General features: G+C 66.2%; 17 protein-coding genes and 2 pseudogenes. 8 read left to right on the top strand and 11 right to left on the bottom strand.

What is annotated here, in order from left to right; genetic code table 11:
* Positions 1–14: 14 nt before the first annotated feature.
* Positions 15–551: an inorganic diphosphatase gene (gene ppa, locus ACVILH_RS07865; protein WP_012040619.1), complete on the bottom strand. Its 537-nt coding sequence runs from the start codon at positions 549–551 to the stop codon at positions 15–17.
* A gap of 188 nt (positions 552–739) precedes the next feature.
* Positions 740–1,249, bottom strand: a complete 510-nt coding sequence (locus ACVILH_RS07860; protein WP_006611902.1) for a GNAT family N-acetyltransferase — start codon at positions 1,247–1,249, stop codon at positions 740–742.
* Positions 1,250–1,490: 241 nt separating this feature from the next.
* Between ACVILH_RS07860 and ACVILH_RS07855 the strand changes: the two genes are divergently transcribed.
* The 6 genes from ACVILH_RS07855 to ACVILH_RS07830 all read left to right on the top strand — a co-directional run bounded on the left by ACVILH_RS07855 (position 1,491) and on the right by ACVILH_RS07830 (position 6,704).
* Positions 1,491–2,396: a dienelactone hydrolase family protein gene (locus ACVILH_RS07855; RefSeq protein WP_456712381.1), complete on the top strand. Its 906-nt coding sequence runs from the start codon at positions 1,491–1,493 to the stop codon at positions 2,394–2,396.
* Positions 2,397–2,406: 10 nt separating this feature from the next.
* Positions 2,407–2,874, top strand: coding sequence for a DUF2269 family protein (locus ACVILH_RS07850; protein WP_456716899.1), 468 nt, complete (start codon positions 2,407–2,409; stop codon positions 2,872–2,874).
* A gap of 10 nt (positions 2,875–2,884) precedes the next feature.
* Complete coding sequence (locus ACVILH_RS07845; protein ID WP_456712380.1) at positions 2,885–4,213, top strand: SDR family oxidoreductase; 1,329 nt, start codon at positions 2,885–2,887, stop codon at positions 4,211–4,213.
* Positions 4,213–4,623, top strand: a complete 411-nt coding sequence (locus ACVILH_RS07840) for a thiol-disulfide oxidoreductase DCC family protein (RefSeq protein ID WP_456712379.1) — start codon at positions 4,213–4,215, stop codon at positions 4,621–4,623. The genes ACVILH_RS07845 and ACVILH_RS07840 overlap by 1 nt, the downstream gene beginning before the upstream one ends.
* A 114-nt stretch (positions 4,624–4,737) precedes the next feature.
* Positions 4,738–5,808: a YeiH family protein gene (locus tag ACVILH_RS07835; RefSeq protein WP_456712378.1), complete on the top strand. Its 1,071-nt coding sequence runs from the start codon at positions 4,738–4,740 to the stop codon at positions 5,806–5,808.
* An 8-nt stretch (positions 5,809–5,816) separates the two neighbouring features.
* Positions 5,817–6,704, top strand: a complete 888-nt coding sequence (locus ACVILH_RS07830; RefSeq protein ID WP_456712377.1) for a LysR family transcriptional regulator — start codon at positions 5,817–5,819, stop codon at positions 6,702–6,704.
* Positions 6,705–6,803: 99 nt separating this feature from the next.
* Here ACVILH_RS07830 and ACVILH_RS07825 read toward each other — a convergent pair whose 3' ends face one another.
* The 7 genes from ACVILH_RS07825 to ACVILH_RS07795 all read right to left on the bottom strand — a co-directional run bounded on the left by ACVILH_RS07825 (position 6,804) and on the right by ACVILH_RS07795 (position 14,378).
* Positions 6,804–8,048: a flavin monoamine oxidase family protein gene (locus ACVILH_RS07825; protein ID WP_456712376.1), complete on the bottom strand. Its 1,245-nt coding sequence runs from the start codon at positions 8,046–8,048 to the stop codon at positions 6,804–6,806.
* 162 nt (positions 8,049–8,210) lie between these two features.
* On the bottom strand, positions 8,211–10,037 hold the full coding sequence (gene typA / locus ACVILH_RS07820; RefSeq protein ID WP_456712375.1) for a translational GTPase TypA: 1,827 nt from the start codon (positions 10,035–10,037) through the stop codon (positions 8,211–8,213).
* Positions 10,038–10,361: 324 nt separating this feature from the next.
* On the bottom strand, positions 10,362–10,631 hold the full coding sequence (locus ACVILH_RS07815; protein WP_456712374.1) for a hypothetical protein: 270 nt from the start codon (positions 10,629–10,631) through the stop codon (positions 10,362–10,364).
* A gap of 232 nt (positions 10,632–10,863) precedes the next feature.
* A complete protein-coding gene (locus tag ACVILH_RS07810; RefSeq protein ID WP_456712373.1) occupies positions 10,864–11,112 on the bottom strand; it encodes a hypothetical protein in 249 nt (82 codons plus the stop codon).
* 306 nt (positions 11,113–11,418) lie between these two features.
* Positions 11,419–12,831, bottom strand: coding sequence for a radical SAM protein (locus ACVILH_RS07805; RefSeq protein WP_456712372.1), 1,413 nt, complete (start codon positions 12,829–12,831; stop codon positions 11,419–11,421).
* The gene (locus tag ACVILH_RS07800) at positions 12,812–13,531 is read right to left on the bottom strand and encodes a prolipoprotein diacylglyceryl transferase (protein ID WP_456712371.1); all 720 of its coding nucleotides are present in this window, start codon (positions 13,529–13,531) and stop codon (positions 12,812–12,814) included. The genes ACVILH_RS07805 and ACVILH_RS07800 overlap by 20 nt, the downstream gene beginning before the upstream one ends.
* An 85-nt stretch (positions 13,532–13,616) precedes the next feature.
* Positions 13,617–14,378: a Crp/Fnr family transcriptional regulator gene (locus ACVILH_RS07795; protein WP_456712370.1), complete on the bottom strand. Its 762-nt coding sequence runs from the start codon at positions 14,376–14,378 to the stop codon at positions 13,617–13,619.
* 166 nt (positions 14,379–14,544) lie between these two features.
* Between ACVILH_RS07795 and ACVILH_RS07790 the strand changes: the two genes are divergently transcribed.
* Entirely contained in the window at positions 14,545–14,919 is a 375-nt protein-coding gene (locus ACVILH_RS07790; RefSeq protein ID WP_456712369.1) for a response regulator, read from the top strand.
* A gap of 19 nt (positions 14,920–14,938) precedes the next feature.
* Here the strand turns inward: ACVILH_RS07790 and ACVILH_RS07785 are convergent.
* Positions 14,939–16,509: pseudogene (locus ACVILH_RS07785) on the bottom strand (alkaline phosphatase D family protein).
* 123 nt (positions 16,510–16,632) lie between these two features.
* Positions 16,633–17,980, bottom strand: a pseudogene (locus ACVILH_RS07780) (TAXI family TRAP transporter solute-binding subunit).
* Positions 17,981–18,357: 377 nt separating this feature from the next.
* Here ACVILH_RS07780 and ACVILH_RS07775 point away from each other — a divergent pair.
* Positions 18,358–18,660 carry a 4a-hydroxytetrahydrobiopterin dehydratase gene (locus ACVILH_RS07775; RefSeq protein WP_456712368.1) on the top strand — a complete coding sequence of 101 codons (303 nt, stop codon included), beginning with the start codon at positions 18,358–18,360 and terminating at the stop codon, positions 18,658–18,660.
* Positions 18,661–18,737 lie beyond the last annotated feature (77 nt).

Genomic DNA, 18,737 nt, shown 5'->3' with positions numbered 1-18,737 from the left:
GGCATCAGTCGGTGTTACTTCTTCGCCGCCTTCGCGCGTGCGATGCCTTCGCTGATCAGCTGGTGGGCGTCGTCGGCATTGCCCCAGCGCAGCACCTTGACCCATTTGCCGGGCTCGAGATCCTTGTAGTGCTCGTAGAAGTGCTGGATCTGCTGCAGCGTGATGTCGGGCAGGTCCGAGTAGGTGCGGACCTTGTCGTAGCGCTGCGTCAGCTTCGACGACGGCACCGCGATGATCTTCTCGTCGCCGCCGGCCTCGTCCTCCATGATCAGCACGCCGACCGGGCGCACGCTCATGACAGCGCCGGGCACGATCGCACGGGTGTTGGCCACCAGCACGTCGCAGGGGTCGCCGTCGTTCGACAGCGTGTGCGGGATGAAGCCGTAATTGCCGGGGTAGCGCATCGCCGTGTAGAGGAAGCGATCGACGAACAGCGTGCCGGCTTCCTTGTCGAGCTCGTACTTGATCGGCTCGCCGCCGACCGGCACTTCGATGACGACGTTGACCTCGCGCGGCGGATCTTTCCCGATCGGGATGGCGTCGATGCGCATGGATGCTCCGTTGAACTTGAACGGTTGAACTTGAACGTTTGAGGGTCGGACGCTCGTGACATGAGCGCTCGCATTCGCAGTCGCAAAAAAATCGCGGCTGCGCAACAGCTACCTCAAATCCAGACCTTCAGTTCAATTCACCGACGCGTTAACGCTTAACGCGTCGCAGAGCTCAAGCCGGCCCGGACTCAGTTGGTCCAGGCGAAGGCGACCTTGTCGAGCGACTTCGGTCCGAAGCGCTCCGACGACCGCGCGACCATGCGGCCGCCCAACGCGCGGTAAAACTCGGTGGCGGGGTCGTTGTCGGACAACGCCCACACCACCATGCTCTTCAGCCCGCTCTGCGCGAGATCGCGCTTGGCGGACTGAAAGAGCCGGCGACCGAACCCCAGCCCCTGAAATTCCGGTCGCAGATAAAGCTCGTAGACTTCGCCGTCGAAGTGCAGGCTGCGGGCGCGGTTGCGGCCGTAATTCGCATAGCCTGCGACCTTGTCGTTGAACACCAGCACGCTGACGCGGCTGCCTTTGCGGATCGCGCTGTCCCACCATTGGGGACCGCGCCGGTTGATCAGCTTCTCCAGCTCTGCGCCGGGGATGATCCCCTGATAGGCAGAACGCCAAGCTTCATCGTGGGCTGACGCCACCGCAGCCGCATCTGCAGCCTTGGCCGGACGGACTTCGATCAGGGTTGTGCTCATGACGAGATCAAAGCAAGTCGGCGGTCCGCCTTCAAGGTGCCACGTTAAAGATCGGTTAACCTGTGGATTTTCGGCATCACAGCGGCGGAAACCTGTGCCGAAAAGGGACAAATTCGCAACATTGTTGAGGGATGGCGGTGTCCTGTCACCGCGGGTTCATACGACGAACGAAAAACTGCAACTGACTCGCGGCGGCCTCGGCTAGTGTGGCCTGAGCTCAACAATCTTCCCGCCCGGCTGAATGGTGCTGCTTCGCTGCGTCTCATGGTTGATCGCGCTCGTCCTGACCGGACCGAGTGCGTGGGCGCAGACGTTCGGCCCGGTCGCGCCTGAAGGCGAGCCGGCGCGCCAGCAGCAATGGCTGGTGCCGTCGATCGAGCCCGGAATCCCAGCGCGTGCGCTGCTCTATCGCCCTGCCGGCGATGGACCGTTTCCCTTGGCCTTGATCGCACACGCCTCGACGCAGAACGCGCTGCGCCGCGCGCAGATGCCGCAGCCGAGCTACACGGCGCTAGCGAGCGCTCTGGTGGCGCGCGGCTATGCCGTGCTGGTGCCGGAGCGGCTCGGGCACAGCCGCACCGGCGGGCCTTACGTCGAAGACCAGGGCGAGTGCGCCGAGCCGAACTACGAGAAGGCGGGACGCGCAACGGCAGCGCAGATCCTGCGCGCGCTCGCCTACATGCGCGATCAATCCTTTGTCGGAAAGGGCGGAGCTGTCGTCATCGGTCATTCTGCCGGAGGCTGGGGCGCGCTGGCGCTCGCCGACCAGCCGCCTCAGATCGTTGCTCGGATCATCTCGTTTGCCCCAGGCCGGGGCGGTCATGCCGATGACGTGCCGGGCCGCGTGTGTGCCGAGGCGCGCTTGCGCGAAGTGGCCGGCGTCTTTGGCCGCGGCGCGCGCGTTCCCGTCAGCTGGCTCGTCGCGACCAACGACAGCTATTTTCCACCGGCGCTGTCGCGGCCATGGGCCGATGCCTTCATCTCTGCCGGCGGCCACGCAGAGTTCGAGGTGTTACCCTCGTTCCGCAGCGAGGGACATTGGCTGGTAGAGCACGACGAGGGGATCGGCGCCGCATCCGACGCGCTGGAACGCGCGCTCGCCAAGCCGCCGGCGCGACGATCGTCCCGCGCGGGACCGACGAACTAACAGGACCATGATGACGCTGTATTTCCTGGTCAAATATCTGCACGTGCTCGGCGCCATCATCATCCTCGGCACCGGCACCGGAATCGCGTTCTTCATGCTGATGGCGCATCTGAGCGGTGAGGCCGCGTTCATCGCACGAACGGCCGGTGTGGTCGTCATCGCGGACATGCTGTTCACGTTGTCCGCCGTTCTGCTGCAGCCGGTGACTGGCGGCACCTTGATGTGGCTGTCGTCAACGGCCGTGACCGAGCGATGGCTGCTCACCTCGCTCGCGCTGTACGCGGTCGCCGGGCTGTTCTGGGTGCCCGTGATCTTCATGCAGATCGAGTTGCGCGACCTCGCGCGCGCCGCCGACAGCACGTCGCAAAAGCTGCCGCCGCGCTATTTCACCGTGTTCCGCCGCTGGTTCCTGTGCGGTATTCCCGGCTTCGGGTCGGTCATGGCCATTCTCTGGCTGATGATCGCCAAACCGTATTGATAGGTTTTGCATGACCGCCGCTCCAACTTCGCGCGTCCTCGTGCTCGGCGCCTCCGGGCTGATCGGCCGTTTCGTCACCGACGATTTGCGCCGGCGCGGCTTTACAGCGGTCGGCGTCGCGCGCGCGTTCTCGGCCTCACAACGGATCTCGGCGCTCGATATCGAGCTGCCGATCATGGCGCTCGACGCATCCGGCTTGGCCGGGCTCATGCGCGCGCATGAGATCGACGTCGTCGTGAATTGCCTGGGCGTTCTGCAGGACGGGCCGGGGAGCGACACCCGGGACGTGCATCGCGAGTTCGTCGCGCGGCTGCTCGCAGCGATCCCGGCGAGCGGCCGCAACGTGCGGCTGGTCCACATCTCGATTCCCGGGACGGCGGACGAGGATCACACCGCCTTCGCCACCACCAAGCGCGAGGCGGAGCGGCTGATCGCCTCCTCCGCAATTCCGCACGCGATCCTGCGGCCCGGCTTCGTGATCGCACCATCGGCCTATGGCGGCAGCGCGATGCTGCGCGCGCTTGCGGCGTTCCCGATCGATCTGCCGGCCAACGACGCGGCGACGCCGTTCCAGCCCGTCGCGGTGGCGGACATCGCGGCGGCCATCGCCTGGCTCGCCGCGCGGCCTTTCAGCGACGACGCGACGCGGGCGGTGAGCTGGGATCTGATGCAGCCCGATGCGGTGACGCTGGGTGACGTCATCGCCGCGTTCCGGCGCAGCTTCGGCACGACGACATGGCCGCGCATCACCGTGCCCGTGCCGCTCGTCGATTTTGGCGCCTTCGCCGGCGACCTGGCGAGCTGGCTCGGCTGGATGCCGCCGATGCGCCGCACGGCCATCGCCGAGCTCCGGCGCGGCGTGCGCGGCGATCCTGCGCCGTGGATGGCGGCCACCGGCATCACACCGAGGACGCTGCGCGACGTAGTCGGCGCGCATGGCGCGTCCATTCAGGACAAATGGTTCGCGCGGCTGTTCCTGATCAAGGCGCTGATGATCGCGAGCCTCGTGCTGTTCTGGGTCGCGTCCGGCAGCATCGCGCTGTTCATCTCGTTTCCGGCGACCACTGCGATCCTGACCACGCGCGGGTGGCCCGAGGGATTTGCGATTCCCTTCGCGGCGATCACCAGCATGATGGACATCTCCGTCGGCGTGTTGATCGCGTTCCGTAAAACGGCGGCTTTCGGCCTCATTGCCGGCATTGTCGTCTCGCTCGGCTACATGCTGGGATGCGCGGTGCTGACGCCGGACCTCTGGCTGGAGCCGCTGGGCGCATTGGTGAAGACGGGACCAGCGATCGTCTTGATGCTGGTCGCGCTCTTGATGATGGACAATCGCTGATGACGAGCTGGCCCGACGACGACGTGATCCTCTATGACGGCGTCTGCGTGTTCTGCTCGCGCTGGGTGCAATTCGTGATCGCGCGCGACACCGCCAAGCGGTTTCGTTTCACGCCGATCCAATCGCCTTACGGCATCAGGCTGGCGCAAGCCTTCGGCATCGATCCCGATGAGCCGGACACCAACGCCGTCGTGCATGGCGGCAAGGCGCATCTGAAATCGGATGCGGCGCTGACGGTGCTCTCGAACCTGCCGGGATGGGGCTGGACGCGCGCACTGTTCGCGGTGCCGAAACCGTTGCGCGACGCTGTCTACAGCGTGGTCGCCCGCAACCGCTACCGCATCTTCGGCAAATACGACTCCTGCTTCGTGCCCGACGCCGAGCTGCGCCGGCGCGTGCTGGAGCAGTGACTTCCGGCCGCCAATCAATCGATTGAAACGAACGTAATGTCCGATATAATCCGTTGGATCGATTGATTTGAGCATGAAATTCTCTTCCCAACCCCTGGTTTGGGAGAGTTTTCCATGGCCGCCTCCTCGCACGATCTCACCGCCAATGCGCCCGTTGCCGCTCATCCTGCCCAGGTCCACGCGCCGGCAACGCCCCGCCGGCCGGCGCTGCTGCCCGGGCTCGCGCTGTCGGCCGCCATTGCGGCCGCCGCCTTCGGGCTGCGCCAACTGCCGGGGCTCGGGATGTTCAGCCCGATGATCCTGGCAATCGTCTCCGGCATGGCGCTTCACAACATCGTCGGCACGCCGGCGGGGGCCAGACCGGGCGTCACCTTCGCGATGCGCCGCGTGCTGCGGTTCGCGATCATTCTGCTCGGACTGCAGCTGACCGCGGCGCAGGTGGTCGAGGTCGGCGCCCGCGGCCTCCTGGTGATCGCGCTGAGCCTGACCGGTACGTTCCTGTTCACGGTGTGGATGGGCCGGCTGCTCGGCGTCAATCGCAAGCTGGCCGAGCTGATCGCCGCGGGCACCTCGATCTGCGGCGCCTCGGCCGTGATCGCGACCAACACAGTGACGCGCGCGCCTGACGAGGACGTCGCCTATGCGGTCGCCTGCGTCACCGTGTTCGGCTCGATCGCGATGGTCGTCTATCCGCTGCTGCCCGCCTTGCTGCATCTGGACGGCCACGCCTACGGGCTGTGGAGCGGCGCCTCGATCCACGAGATCGCGCAGGTGGTCGCGGCGGCGTTTCAACAGGGCCAGCAGGCCGGCGAATTCGGCACCATTGCCAAGCTGGCGCGGGTGATGCTGCTGGCGCCCGTCGTGCTCACGCTCGGCCTGCTGGCGACGCGCCGGGCGCGCCATGGCGGATATGGTCATGCCAGCGCGCAGCCGCCGCTGCCCTGGTTCGTGTTCGGCTTCATCGCGATGGTCGGCATCAACAGCGTCATCACCGTGCCGGCCGAAGCGAAGACGATCATCGCGACCGCGACGACCTTCCTGCTGTCGATGGCGCTCGCCGCGATGGGGCTGGAGACGGATTTCGCCAAGCTGAAAGCCAAGGGCCTGCGGCCGGCGGCGCTGGGCCTTGCAGCCTTCCTGTTCATCGCGAGCTTCAGCCTCGCTCTGGTGAAACTAGCGACCTAGGAGACGATGTGACGCTCGAGCAGCTCAGGATCTTCGTGGCGGTCGCCACGCGCGAGCATGTCACCCAGGCGGCGCGCGAGCTCAACCTGACGCAGTCGGCGACATCGGCGGCCGTTGCGGCGCTCGAAGCGCGCTATCAGACCAGATTGTTCGACCGCGTCGGCCGCCGTATCGTGCTCACGGCCGCCGGCAAGGCGTTTCTGGTCGAGGCCAAGGCGGTGCTGGCGCGCGCGGCCGCGGCCGAGACCGTGCTCGACGATCTCGCCGGCCTGAAGCGCGGACGGCTGGCGCTGGCGGCGAGCCAGACCATCTCGGGCTATTGGCTGCCGGGGTTCATTCACCGCTTCAACGCCGCGCATCCCGCGATCAGGCTGGAGCTGTCGATCGGCAATACCGAGCAGGTGGCGGAGCGGGTGCGCGAGGGCGCGGCCGATCTCGGCTTCGTCGAGGGCGATGTCGACGATCCCGTGCTGGCGGCGCAGCCGGTGGCGGAGGACGAGATGGTGCTGGTCGGGCCGGTCGATCATCCGCTGTGCCGGGACGCGTCGGTGAAGGTCGAGGATCTCAAGACGGCGCGCTGGGTGTTGCGCGAGCAAGGCTCGGGGACCCGCGCCGTGCTCGAAGCGGCGGTGGGCCGGTTCGGCATCTCTCCCGCCGAGCTCGACGTGGCATTCGACCTGCCGTCCAACGAGGCCGTGCGCGGCGCAGTCGAGGCCGGCGCGGGGGTCACAGTGCTGTCGCGGCTGGTGACGATGCGGGCGGTGAAGGCGGGGCTGCTGGCCGTCGCCCATCTCGACCTGCCGAAGCGGCGCTTCTACAGCCTGCGGCATCGGGAGCATCACCAGACGCAGGCGGCGCGGGAGTTCTTGCGGATGGTCGCAGAGAGTCGGAGTTAGTTTCGGTCGTCATCGCGAGCGCCGCGAAGCGATCCAGGATTCTCACCACCCGAACGGCCCCTGGATTGCTTCGCTGCGCTCGCAATGACGATGGAGAGGTCAGGGCCTGCCTAGCGCCGCCAGCGCTTCCTTCGCCGCACGCTCGCCGCTGTCGCGGGCGCCGTGGGCGGTGGAGAAGAAGTCCGGCGGCGTGGCCTCGCCGGCGAAGAACAGGCGATCGTCGACCGGGGCGGCCAGCACGGCGCGTTTGTCGGCATGGCCGGGGAGCGCGTGCGAATAGGCGCCGCGCGCGAACGGGTCGGCGCCCCAGCGGGACTCGGCGAGCGGCTTCAGGCTCCTGCGGATGTCGTTGCCGAGCAGTGCTGCCACATCGTCGATCGCCTGCGCCGCCAATGCGCCCTCGCCCGCCGCCTCGATGTCGCGGGCGAAGCTGCCGCCGTAGAAACCTTCGATGCAGGGCTGGCCGAACGGGCGGAGCTGGAAGCTGCCGACGCGGGCGGTGGGGCTGCGGCCGCGCATGCCGGAATCCTTCGGCAGGTGCTCCCAGCGGTCGAGCGCCAGCGTCACCTTGTTGTCGAGGCCGAGCGGCAGGCCGGCAGCGGCGTCGACCTTATCGGGCAAGGCCGGCGTGAAGCGGAGCGCTTCGTCGGCGATGAGATTGGTCGGCACGGTGACGATGACCCTGTCGGCGGTCAGCGTGCCCTGCGACGTCGTCAGGCGGACTCGCTTGTCGCTGTGGTCGATGAGGGTCACGTTGCAGTTCAGCGCGATCTGCAGGCCGGCGCCGTAGGCGGAGACCAGCGCGCCATAGCCGCGGCGGACGCGCCAGTTCAGCTCGGTATCCTCATAGGCCTCGAAGTCGAGCAGCGACATCTGGTCGAGCTCGCAGCCGTTGAGATAGGTACAGATCGCATCGATCATGCCGTTCCAGCGATTGCCGGGCTCCAGGCAGATGCTGGCCGGCGCATCCCGGCCGCCTGCGGCGGCCTCGGCCGTGCGGGTGAAGAAGGCCTCCAGCGCGCAGAGGAAGTCCTCGCGCTCGGCCCGGGGGAATGCGGCCTCATAGGCCTGGTCGCGCCACGGCGGGCGGGACTTGTCGATGCTGAAACCGAGCTGCTCGGCGATGCCGACAAAGGAGTTGCGGTCGGCAGAATGCAACCAGCCGCAGCCGAGATCGAAGGTCACGTCCGGTGACGCCATGATGGTGTGGGCCCGGCCGCCGATGCGGCCACGGGCCTCCAGCACGATGAAGGAGACGCCCTTGTCCTTCAGCGCATGTGCTGCCCCGAGGCCAGCCGCGCCGGCGCCGATGATCGCGATATCGATGGAGGATGGGAAAGACATCGGCTCATCCAACTCCGTCGTCATGCCCGGGCTTGTCCCGGGCATCCACGTCGTCCTCGCAGGCCCAAAACGTAAATGGCCGGGCCTTCGCCGCACCGCGGAGCCTTCGGCCCCGCAGGCGGGTCAAGCCCGGCCATTCCGAAGGAGATAACGGAGGGCGGCTTACGCCACCGCTTCCTTCTGCTTCTCAGCGCGCTTGCGCTCGTTCGGGTCGAGGTGCTTCTTGCGCAAGCGGATCGACTTCGGGGTGATCTCCACCAGCTCGTCGTCCTCGATATAGGCGAGCGCCTTTTCCAGCGTCATCCGGATCGGCGGCGTGAGGCGGACGGCCTCGTCCTTCGAGGTGGTGCGGATGTTGGTGAGCTGCTTGCCCTTCAGCACGTTGATCTCGAGATCGTTGTCGCGGGTGTGCTCGCCGACGATCATGCCCTTGTAGACCTTCCAGCCCGGCTCGATCATCATCGGGCCGCGATCCTCGAGCTTGAACATGGCATAGGCCACTGCCTCGCCCTGGTCGTTGGAGATCAGGACGCCGTTGCGGCGGCCCTGGATCGGGCCCTTGTAGGGCAGGTAGTTGTGGAACAGGCGGTTCATGATCGCCGTGCCCTTGGTGTCGGTCATCAGCTCGCCCTGGTAGCCGATCAGGCCGCGGGTCGGCGCGTAGAACACCAGCCGCAGGCGGTTGCCGCCGGACGGGCGCATCTCGATCAGCTCGGCCTTGCGCTCGCTCATCTTCTGCACGACGACGCCGGAGTGCTCCTCGTCGACGTCGATCACGACCTCCTCGATCGGCTCTAGAGTCTGGCCCGTCGTCGGGTCTTTCTCGAACACGACGCGCGGACGCGACACCGAGAGCTCAAAGCCCTCGCGGCGCATGGTCTCGATCAGGATCGCGAGCTGCAATTCGCCGCGGCCGGACACTTCCATCGCGTCCTTGTCCTGGGACTCGACCACGCGCAGCGCGACGTTGCCCTCGGCCTCGCGCAGCAGGCGGTCGCGGATCAGGCGGCTGGTGACCTTGTCGCCCTCGGTGCCGGCGAGCGGCGAGTTGTTGACGATGAACGACATCGACACGGTCGGCGGATCGATCGGCTGCGCCTGCAGCGGCGTCTCGACCGAGGGATCGCAGAAGGTGTCGGCCACGGTGCCCTTGGTGAGGCCCGCGATGGCGACGATGTCGCCGGCCTCGGCGTAATCGAGCGGCTGGCGCTCGAGGCCGCGGAAGGCCAGGATCTTGGTGATGCGGCCGGTCTCGACCAGCTTGCCGTCGCGCGACAGCACCTTCACGGCCTGGTTCGGCTTCACCGAGCCCGACGCGATGCGGCCGGTGATGATGCGGCCGAGATAGTTGTTAGCCTCGATGATGGTGCCGAGCAGCCGGAACGGACCTTCCTCGACCACCGGCGGCGCCACGTGCTTGAGCACGAGGTCGAACAGCGGCTTCATGCCGTCCTCATGCGAGCCGTCCGGCGAGGTGGCCATCCAGCCGTTCTTGCCCGAGCCGTACAGGATCGGGAAATCAAGCTGCTCGTCGGTGGCGTCGAGCGCCGCGAACAGGTCGAACACCTCGTTGACGACCTCGGTGATGCGGGCGTCCGGGCGATCGACCTTGTTGATGGCGACGATCGGCTTCAGGCCGAGCTTGAGCGCCTTGCCGACCACGAATTTGGTCTGCGGCATCGGGCCCTCGGCGGCGTCGACCAGGACGATGACGCCGTCGACCATCGACAGGATGCGCTCGACCTCGCCGCCGAAATCGGCGTGGCCGGGGGTGTCGACGATGTTGATCTGGGTGTCCTGCCACTGCACCGAGGTGCACTTGGCCAGAATGGTGATGCCGCGCTCGCGTTCCAGGTCGTTGGAATCCATCGCGCGCTCAACCTGGCGCTGGTTCTCGCGATAGGTACCGGATTGCTGCAGCAGCTTGTCGACGAGGGTGGTCTTGCCGTGGTCGACGTGGGCGATGATGGCGATGTTTCGGAGGTTCATGGTCGGTATCTTCTAAGCTTTCTCAAGAGCCCGTGCTCTGTCCCCGGCGGGGCGCGCGCTTTATGTTAGTCGAATCAAGCTGTTAGCTTTGCGACGCGCGCTCGCGAAACTCGTTCGGCGGCAGGGGCCTGCAGCCCCAAATAGGAAGCCCGGCCAATGGACCGGGCAAACCTCACGCGTTGCGGCGCAATATATGCAAAAAATGCCAAAAAACAATGACTGCTTTCGGGAATGAGGAGCGGGTTCGGACGGATCGAGCGAGGGTTTCGCCGACGCCTCCGGCAGCCAGAGCTGCCTGGCCGCCCATGTGCCGGCGAACGAAGCTCAGCCCCAACGGCGGTACACCGCCCATGCGATCCGCGCGAGTCCGACGAGGGCCGCCAGGGCGAGAAACGCTCCGGGGCCGAAAAAGCCGCCGAACTCATGCCATTCGCGGCGCATGAAGGCCATGGTGCAGCCGAACGGAAAAGCCAAAGCCAAGCCTGTCAGGATCGCTCCCACCGTGGCAACCAGGCTGGCAGGCTCCCGCGCCCGAGGTACCTCCTCCAGGAAGGGCGAGAGCGGCGGGCGGCGGTGGAACGGATCGTCATCCATGGCGGCGCGGCATCATCAGGAGAACGGCGAAGAAGACGGCCGGCAGTCCGATGAGGGCGATCAAGGACAGGGATCCCCGAGCGGGCTGCCGCAGCTTGGCTTACGCAACTCCGACACGAAGCATAGCAAGCCGGGCGCAAGGAGCACCAGCCCGACCAGCAGCATCAGGATCGACCGGACGCGTCATCAGCACACCCGTTGCGCAGACCGTCCTGGGCAGCGTGCTGCGGCGTCATGAACGGCGACGCTCTGACCGGACGGCAAGGGCGATCAGCACGATTCCAGCGATGGCCGCGCCGATGAACAGCAGCCCGATCGGATTGACCAGGTCGCTGCGCGTGATCTGATTGGGGAAGGCCACCAGGACGCAGGTCATCGGAAACAGCAGGATGAGGCCGGCAATGATCCCGAGCGCAGCAAGACAGCCCGAGCGTTGCGGCTGCGGAGGAAGCTCGGGAGGAAGGATCGGTCGATCATTCATGGCGGCCAGGGATCATGAGACGATTTGCTGAAAACATCGAGAACACTCCGAGAAGATTCGATCTGTGTCTCGCCCGTTATCTCCGAGAGACCTTGGCAAGCAGCCAAAGACCGGCTGCACCGCAGAACAGCCCGAACAGGATCAGCGGACCGATTTCCGAGGGCCAGCTCAAATGAGTCAGAGCATCAGCGGCAAACAGCCCGGCGCATAGCCCAGGCAAAAGCAGAAATATGCCACCCACGACCATGAGTGCGGACAGGCAGCCATGACGCGGGGCGCCCGGCGGCAGATTGGGAGGCCCGTCGCTCACGCGCCTGCCTTCTCCAACCTTGCGCGGATGCCATCGATGGCGCCGTTGCGGTAGAACAGGTTGTAGGTGTCGAATGGGATGATCTCGCCGCGCTCGGTGACGAAGTGGATGCAGGAGCGCTTGACGTTGGCGACGCAGAAATTGAAGCGGTCGAGAAACTGCACGATGGTCACCCGAAACACGTGCTCATAACCGAGATTGTCGGGCACCTGGACCGACGGCAGGCAGCAGAGGAATTCGGCGACGCGCTCGCTGGTGTTGAGCGGCCCCGACGACAGCGAGAACAGCTCGACGAATTTTTCCCGCAGCACCGGGTATTTCTCCGGGCTGATCGTGTTCGGCATCACCGACAGCAACTCCGCCTCGGGCACCATCGATGTCAGCGGCAGCACGGTGCTGCCGTTGCGCAGGCCATAGCCGATCGAGATGCTCTCGGGATTGCAGGGCAGCGGGATCATGTCGTCCTCGCCGAACACGCCGGTCTCGATCACGCGGCGGCGGATCTCCGACAGCATGATGCGATCGGTGTCCTTGTCGAAATCGGCATTGCGGCCGGCGTCCTGCACCGGCTGCAACGTGACGCCGCGCACGCAGCGCCATTGTAGCGCATGGCGGACGATGTCGCCGATCTCATCGTCATTGACGCCGCGCTTGATGGTCGCGACCAAGGTCGTCGAGATGCCCGCGCGCTCCAAGTTCTCCAGCGCCTGCTGGCGGATGCGGCGCAGATCGGCGCCGCGAATGTTGGTGAGGCCGGCGCGCGACAGCGAGTCGAACTGTAGATAGACCTCGAGCCCGCGCTTGGTCTCCGCGAGCTTCGCGGCGAATTCCGGCTCGCGCGCGATGCGCAGGCCGTTGGTGTTGATCATGACGTGGCGGATGGGCCGTGCGCGCACCGCGGCGAGGATATCGAAGAACTGAGGATGCAAGGTCGGCTCGCCGCCGGAGATCTGCACCAGGTCCGGCTCGCCCTCGCTCTCGACCAGCGCATCCAGCATCCGCTCGACGGTTGCCAGCGGCGTGAAATGCGCGCGCTGCGGCGACGACTCGGCGAAGCACACCGGGCAGGTCAGGTTGCAGTGATCGGTGATCTCGATCAGCGCCAGGCAGGAATGCTGCTCGTGGTCCGGGCACAGTCCGCAATCATAGGGACAGCCATATTCGGTGCGGCGCTGGAAGCTCAGCGGCGTGTCGCCGGGCTTGATGAAGGACTTGCAGCGGCGCCAATAGGCGGCGTCGTCGGAGACCAGCGTCGACTGCACGCCGTGCTGCTTGCAGCGCTTCTCATACCAGACCTCATTGTCGAGGATCTGGATCTTGGTCGGCACCAGCGCGAGGCAGGTCTCGCACAGGGATTGCGTCTGTCCCCAGAACACGTAGGGGCGTGACTTACGCAGCGGCGCGTTCATGCAGGGCCTTCGGTTGCGGCGCGGTCGCCAGCATGACCGCGGCGTAGGCGGCAATCGCGAGCGACAGCAGATGAAACAGGGTGAGCGGGCCGATCACCGGCCCGTAGGGCTTGAGGAATTCCCAGGCGAAGCGCTGCAGGCCGTAGACCAGCAGCGCGAGATAGAAGCCGTTGACGATGATGACTTCGTTCCGCCTCAGGACCGCGACGATGTAGAGCGCGGCAAAGGCCGCCATCGCCAGACTCTCATAGAGCTGGACCGGATGGCGCAGAACGCCGTCGCCGAAATCATGCCCCCACGGCAAGGCCGTCGGCGTGCCATAGGTGAAATCGTCGAGCCCGGCGACATAGCAGCCGATGCGACCGACAGCGACGCCGACCGCCAGCGGCAGCGCGAACCGCGCGCCCGTGCGCAAGGCGATGCCGTGCCGCCATTTGTAGAGCTCGACCGCCACGATGCCGCCGGCGAGCGCGCCCTCGACCGAGCGTGCCAGCCCGGTCATGCCGGACAGCCACAGGTTCAGCGTCCCGAACAGATAGGCGCCAAGCCCGGCGCCGAACACCAGCGCGGCGACATAGGGCCATTCGGTGGACTGCGTCGGGAAGCTGACGCGCCCCCCTCTTGCAAGCCACCAGCCGGCGGCAGCCGCGCTGAGCCACGCAGCGAGGTCGAAGATCGCGTGAAGGGCAGCGCCGTCCATGACTCCCATCGTCCGGTTGCATCCGGACTATGGCAAGTTCCCAAGCCCGAAGGCAATGACGTGTTCGTATCAGCGCCTGCTGGTATCAGCCGGTGGCGGCCTGCTCGGTCGGATAGACGCCGCGGAGCACTTCCTCGAAATGGCTCTTCACCGCCTCGTTGCACAGGCATGAACGCTGCTTCAGAGCATCGAAATTCTGGACCATGAAGGCGCCTCGCCGGGTTTCCAGAATGCCCTCGGCCCTGAAGGTCTGGACGACGCGGCTGACATAGGAGCGGCCGACGCCCAACAGGGTGGCGAGCTGCTCATGCGTCAGGGGCACGATCGGCTCGCCGTCGGTGCGGTCCATTGCGGCGACGATCCATTTCGCCGTGCGCTGCTCGATCGAGTGGATGGCGTTGCAGGCGGTCGACTGGAACATCTGCGCCAGCATGCAATCGGCGTAGCGCGCGAACACGTTGCGCAAGGTCTTGGATTGCAGCTTGGCGGCGGCGAGCCGCGACAGCGGCAGCCGCGCGAACGGGCCGCCGAACTTCACCACGATGCGCGTATAGGCCGGCAGAAAACCTTCGCTGACGATGCCGCCGACGGCGCCCTCGCGGCCGACCAGGATGGTCTCGACATCGCGGCCGTCCTCGTTAGGCACGAGATAGGACGTCAAAGCCGGCCCGCAGGGGAAATGCACGATCTGCACATCGTCGCCGGGACGGTACAGCAGCTCATTCGGCGCGGTCTCCTCCTCGACGAGGTAGGGCGAGATCAGCGCGTAGTCGGCGGGGCTCAGGCGCCGCAGCAGATTGTTGTAGGGCCGCTCCCGCGCGAGTGTCGTCACACCTTGGCTCAGCATCGTCGCTCCCCGCGCTACGCATGTGCGTGATCTGTGCTCCTTGTGTTCACAAGTGCACCGACACAGGAACTCCGATATGATGGCTTCGGTTCCAGGACCCGCCAGCGTGCTTGCAATGAGGCGCCGGCTGCGGGAGCCAGCTTTCATCTTGGAACCCGCAGATCACATGACCAGCTCGCAATCCAGCGTGCCCGAGCTCTACCAGCATGTGCTGGTCGTCGAGGACGACCCGATCATCGCGCTCGGCTTGGAAGACACCATCACCGACCTCGGTGTTGCCGAGGTCAGGATCGCGGCCAATGTCGCCACGGCGCTCGCCATGATCGAGGAGCGCCCGCCGCAATTCGCGCTGCTTGATGTCGGCCTCGTTCGCGAGAAGAGCTTTGCGATCGCCGAGCGGCTGAGCACGCTCGGCATTCCCTTCGCATTCTCGACAGGCTATGGCGCCGACGGCGTACCGGCGGCGTTTTCCGATCGGCCGCGCCTGCCCAAGCCGTGTCCGACCGATGCGTTGGAGGCGGTGCTGCGGCGACGCGATTAGTCGCCGCCGCAGCCGTTGATCAGCCGAGCTTCGGATCGAGCGTCGTCGACCACAGCGCGACGTCGGCGCGGTCACGCAAGGTCACCGTCATCTGCCCGCTGGCGCCGTCGATCTTGACGTGGCCGAAGAACTGCATGCCGGCGGACGGCGGCAGGTTCTGCTTGTCGAGGCCCGGCGCCTTGATGAAGCGGACCTCGGGGCCGAAGGTGTTGTCGAGCTCGTTGGGGCCGAACGTGCCGGCATGCAGCGGGCCCGAGACGAACTCCCAGAACGGCTCGAAGTCCTGGAATTGCGCCTTGTTGGGATCGTAGTAATGCGCGGCGGCGTAGTGCACGTCCGCCGTCAGCCACACCGTGTTCTGGATCGGCGCCGTCTTGATGAAGCGCAGGATCTCGGCGATTTCGAGCTCGCGGCCGCGCGCCGGGCCGTCGCCCTGCGCGATCGCCTCGGAGCCCTTCTTGTTGGCCGCGTCGTCATACACGATCAGGCTGAGCGGCATGTCGGAGGCGATCACCTTCCAGGTCGCGCGCGAGTTCAACAGCGCCTGCTTCAGCCAGCGCATCTGCTCCGGCCCGATGAAGTAGGACGTCGGGCCGTATTTGTCCTCGAGGTTCGGACCGTTGGCGCCGCGATAGCTGCGCTCGTCGAGCACGAAGACGTCGAGATGCGGGCCGTAATTGATCGTGCGATAGACCCGGCCCGGCTCGACGATGCTCTCGCGCATCGGATACATCTCATGGAAGGCGCGGGCTGCGCGCGCGGCGAGCAGCTGGATGTTGCGCTCCTTGTAGGCCGCCGGCAGATCCTTGGAGGCCGACCAGTTGTTGGTCACCTCGTGGTCGTCCCACTGCACGAAGATCGGCACCTCGGCATTGAAGCCGCGGACGTTCTCGTCGAGGAAATTGTACTTGTGAGCGGCACGGAATTCGTCGAGCGTCTCGGCGACCTTGGCCTTCTCCTCGATCGTCAGGTTCTTCCAGACCTTGTTGTCCGGCAGCTTGACCTCGGACTTGATCGGGCCATCGGCATAGATGGTATCGCCGGAATGCAGGAAGAAGTCCGGACGATGCTTCTTCATCGTCGCGAAGGTGAACATGCCGCCGTCGTCGGGATTGATGCCCCAGCCCTGGCCGGCAACGTCGCCGCCCCAGACGAACGACACGTCGCGCTTGTTGCCCGGCGCGGTGCGGAAGCGGCCGACCACCGGCTCGCTCTCAACGGCGGTGTGCGAGAGATCGCGGAATTTGACGCGGTAGAAGATGTCCTGGCCGCTCGGCAGGTTCTCGATCAGCATCTTGGCGGTGAAGTCGCTCTCCGGCAGCGCCGCGATCGGCGGCAAGCTGCAGCGTCCTTGAACGATTCGGTCGTGGCGACCTCGACCAGCATCTGTGATGGCCGATCGGCGCGCGCCCATACCACGCCTCCGTCCATGCTGACGTCGCCGGACTGCACGCCATGCGTGATCTGCGGCCGGTCGGCCGCGCGGCTCAGATAGGGCATCGACAGCGTCGCAACGCCGGCTCCCGCCGCGGTCGACAGAAAGCGGCGGCGGGACAAGGTGAGGTGCGGGCGACGAATGTGAACGGTCATGGGGGATCTCCTGGTCGATGGCGCGCGGAGCCGGCGCTGCCGAGACGGGGCAGACGTAGGAAAGATTGATGACGCTGGAATTACAGGGCGGGTGAACGGCTCCGCGGCGCGGCCCGCGCGGGCTCAGGTGCCCGCGGCGCGCAGTTGCGCGCCGGTGCGCTGCAGGTTGGCCGGCATGCTCATCAGGATGAGCTTGCGGTCGGCGACTGCATTGTGGAACTGCTCGAGCGCGATGTTGAACGCGGTCAGCGCGGCGTGCTCGATCGCGCCGTCCTCGAAGCAGGTCAGCGTATTGCGCAGGATCTCGTCCGCCTCGGCCTGGAGCTGGTCGAGCTCGTCGGTCGAATCGCTCTTGCGCGCGATCGGGATCATCTCCAGCAGGCGGTCGCGCAGCGAGGTGTTGATGGTGCGCTCGTCGCGCTTCAAATAGCCGGCGAACCAGGCGCCGGCCGAGCCCATCGCCGACAGGGCCATGAGACCCCACCAGATGTAGTCGCTGTAGCGGTCGAGGAAGGTCTTCTCCTCGCCGTCGACGAAGGCGGCCGCGCCGGGATGCGCGGGAATGGCGGCGTCCTTGTCGGTATCCGGCGTCTCGATCTTGGCCGCCAGGGGGAATTCGGACAGCAGCTGCTGACGCACCGAAAACAGCTGATGCGTGAACGCCGACACGGTCGAATCCGCAAGGCCTTTGCGGGCGACGATGTGGTGGTTGAAGCTGATCGTCTTGACCTCTTCCTCGGGCCGGTCGGGCGAGCCGCCGAAGGCGCCGGCCGGAATTTCCGCCGCCTCATATTCGGGATGGTTCTGGGCGATGGCTTCCGCCGAATCGATCGCGAGGAATGTCGGCGGGCCGCCCTCCTTGGTGGCGGCCGCGATCGCATCGCCCGTGATCTTGCTGTTGACAGGCCCAGCCGCGAGAAAGACGTCCGCCTTCTGGCTGCGAACGGCTTCGGCAGCCTCGCTCGCCGGGAATTGCACGATCTCCACCTTGCCGGCGTCGACGCCATATTGGTGCAGGACCACCTTCAACAGGTTGGCGTTGGCCGGCGTGCGGCCGATGATGCCGACCTTATGGCCCGCGAGCTGGGAGATCTTGGTGATCTTGGCGGCGCCCTTCTTGCCCTTGCCTTTCCCGGACGAGGGCACCCAGAGCACGGCGACGTTCTTGCGCAAGGTCGCGACGGCCTGCGCGTTCTTCGGGACCTCGAGGTCGCCGCGCACGATCGCGAGGTCGACCTTGCCCGCGGCGAGCGCTTGCGCGCTCTCGCCGGCCCCCTCGGTCGGCACCGGGCGCAGTCGGACATAGGCATGAGACTGCGAGAAGGCCTGGGTCAGCGCCTGGACGACCTTCAGGTCGTCACTGTTGGGCGGACCGACGGCAATCTTCAAGACCACCGGACGCATGGCAAAATAATAGGCGCCCGCCAGAGCGCCGACGATCGCGAGGATCCCCGGCGATGACGATGAACACGGCAGGGCGCATCTGAGAGCGCTGCGCTGGCGTGGTCTGGGGGTCTGCCAGGTCCGATCCTCCGCTGATCCGATGGTCGGGGAGCGGCGCCACGCGCAGCTCCGTCCGGCCTCGTTCTTCGCTAGGGCGAAACTGTAGCAAATTTATTGTCCGTCCGGAGTGACATCTGCGTCATGGTTACCGGAGCGCAGTCGCCGACTAACCCGGCGGTTCCGTGACCCGGTCGCGCCGATTTTGTCGCAAGGCTCTGACCCGGATGCCGTTTCTGCTAGTCTGCCACGACGTCGCGGGACACTTGGCTGCCCGCGAGACCCCGTAAATGTCCGGCTTCGACCGCGCCCGCCGAGGGGCCGGCGAGATGAATGGGAGGTTCAGAGATGGTGGAGCGATTGTCGGCCGAGGCCCGCGTCACGGCCCTGAAGGCCCTTCCCGGCTGGTCCATGGTCGATGGCCGGGACGCCATCACCCGCACCTTCAGCTTCCGCGACTTCAACGAGGCGTTCGGCTTCATGACCCGCGCGGCCCTGGTGGCCGAGAAGCATGATCACCATCCGGAATGGCGCAACGTCTACCGCACCGTCGATGTCGTGCTGTCGACGCATGACGCAGGCGGACTGACGGAGCGCGACATCGCGCTGGCCAAGGCGATGGATGCGATCGCGGCGGCGAGCGGCGGCTGAGACGCCAAGCCCTGGTGTGGAGATCGCCGCCTTGCGGCGGAGGCTGCCATCCCCACATGTCCGCAAGAGGACCGCGA

This window comes from Bradyrhizobium sp. USDA 4353 (assembly GCF_054063215.1).
The sequence above is the reverse complement of the archived record's forward strand: the minus strand, read 5'-3'. Positions and strand labels throughout refer to the sequence as shown.

Bases quoted from the DNA above. Each gene is read 5' to 3' on its own strand.
- ppa (WP_012040619.1), bottom strand. From the start codon at position 551: ATGCGCATCGACGCCATCCCGATCGGGAAAGATCCGCCGCGCGAGGTC.
- ACVILH_RS07860 (WP_006611902.1), bottom strand. From the start codon at position 1,249: ATGAGCACAACCCTGATCGAAGTCCGTCCGGCCAAGGCTGCAGATGCG.
- ACVILH_RS07855 (WP_456712381.1), top strand. From the start codon at position 1,491: ATGGTGCTGCTTCGCTGCGTCTCATGGTTGATCGCGCTCGTCCTGACC.
- ACVILH_RS07850 (WP_456716899.1), top strand. From the start codon at position 2,407: ATGACGCTGTATTTCCTGGTCAAATATCTGCACGTGCTCGGCGCCATC.
- ACVILH_RS07845 (WP_456712380.1), top strand. From the start codon at position 2,885: ATGACCGCCGCTCCAACTTCGCGCGTCCTCGTGCTCGGCGCCTCCGGG.
- ACVILH_RS07840 (WP_456712379.1), top strand. From the start codon at position 4,213: ATGACGAGCTGGCCCGACGACGACGTGATCCTCTATGACGGCGTCTGC.
- ACVILH_RS07835 (WP_456712378.1), top strand. From the start codon at position 4,738: ATGGCCGCCTCCTCGCACGATCTCACCGCCAATGCGCCCGTTGCCGCT.
- ACVILH_RS07825 (WP_456712376.1), bottom strand. From the start codon at position 8,048: ATGTCTTTCCCATCCTCCATCGATATCGCGATCATCGGCGCCGGCGCG.
- typA (WP_456712375.1), bottom strand. From the start codon at position 10,037: ATGAACCTCCGAAACATCGCCATCATCGCCCACGTCGACCACGGCAAG.
- ACVILH_RS07815 (WP_456712374.1), bottom strand. From the start codon at position 10,631: ATGGATGACGATCCGTTCCACCGCCGCCCGCCGCTCTCGCCCTTCCTG.
- ACVILH_RS07810 (WP_456712373.1), bottom strand. From the start codon at position 11,112: ATGAATGATCGACCGATCCTTCCTCCCGAGCTTCCTCCGCAGCCGCAA.
- ACVILH_RS07805 (WP_456712372.1), bottom strand. From the start codon at position 12,831: ATGAACGCGCCGCTGCGTAAGTCACGCCCCTACGTGTTCTGGGGACAG.
- ACVILH_RS07800 (WP_456712371.1), bottom strand. From the start codon at position 13,531: ATGGACGGCGCTGCCCTTCACGCGATCTTCGACCTCGCTGCGTGGCTC.
- ACVILH_RS07795 (WP_456712370.1), bottom strand. From the start codon at position 14,378: ATGCTGAGCCAAGGTGTGACGACACTCGCGCGGGAGCGGCCCTACAAC.
- ACVILH_RS07790 (WP_456712369.1), top strand. From the start codon at position 14,545: ATGACCAGCTCGCAATCCAGCGTGCCCGAGCTCTACCAGCATGTGCTG.
- ACVILH_RS07775 (WP_456712368.1), top strand. From the start codon at position 18,358: ATGGTGGAGCGATTGTCGGCCGAGGCCCGCGTCACGGCCCTGAAGGCC.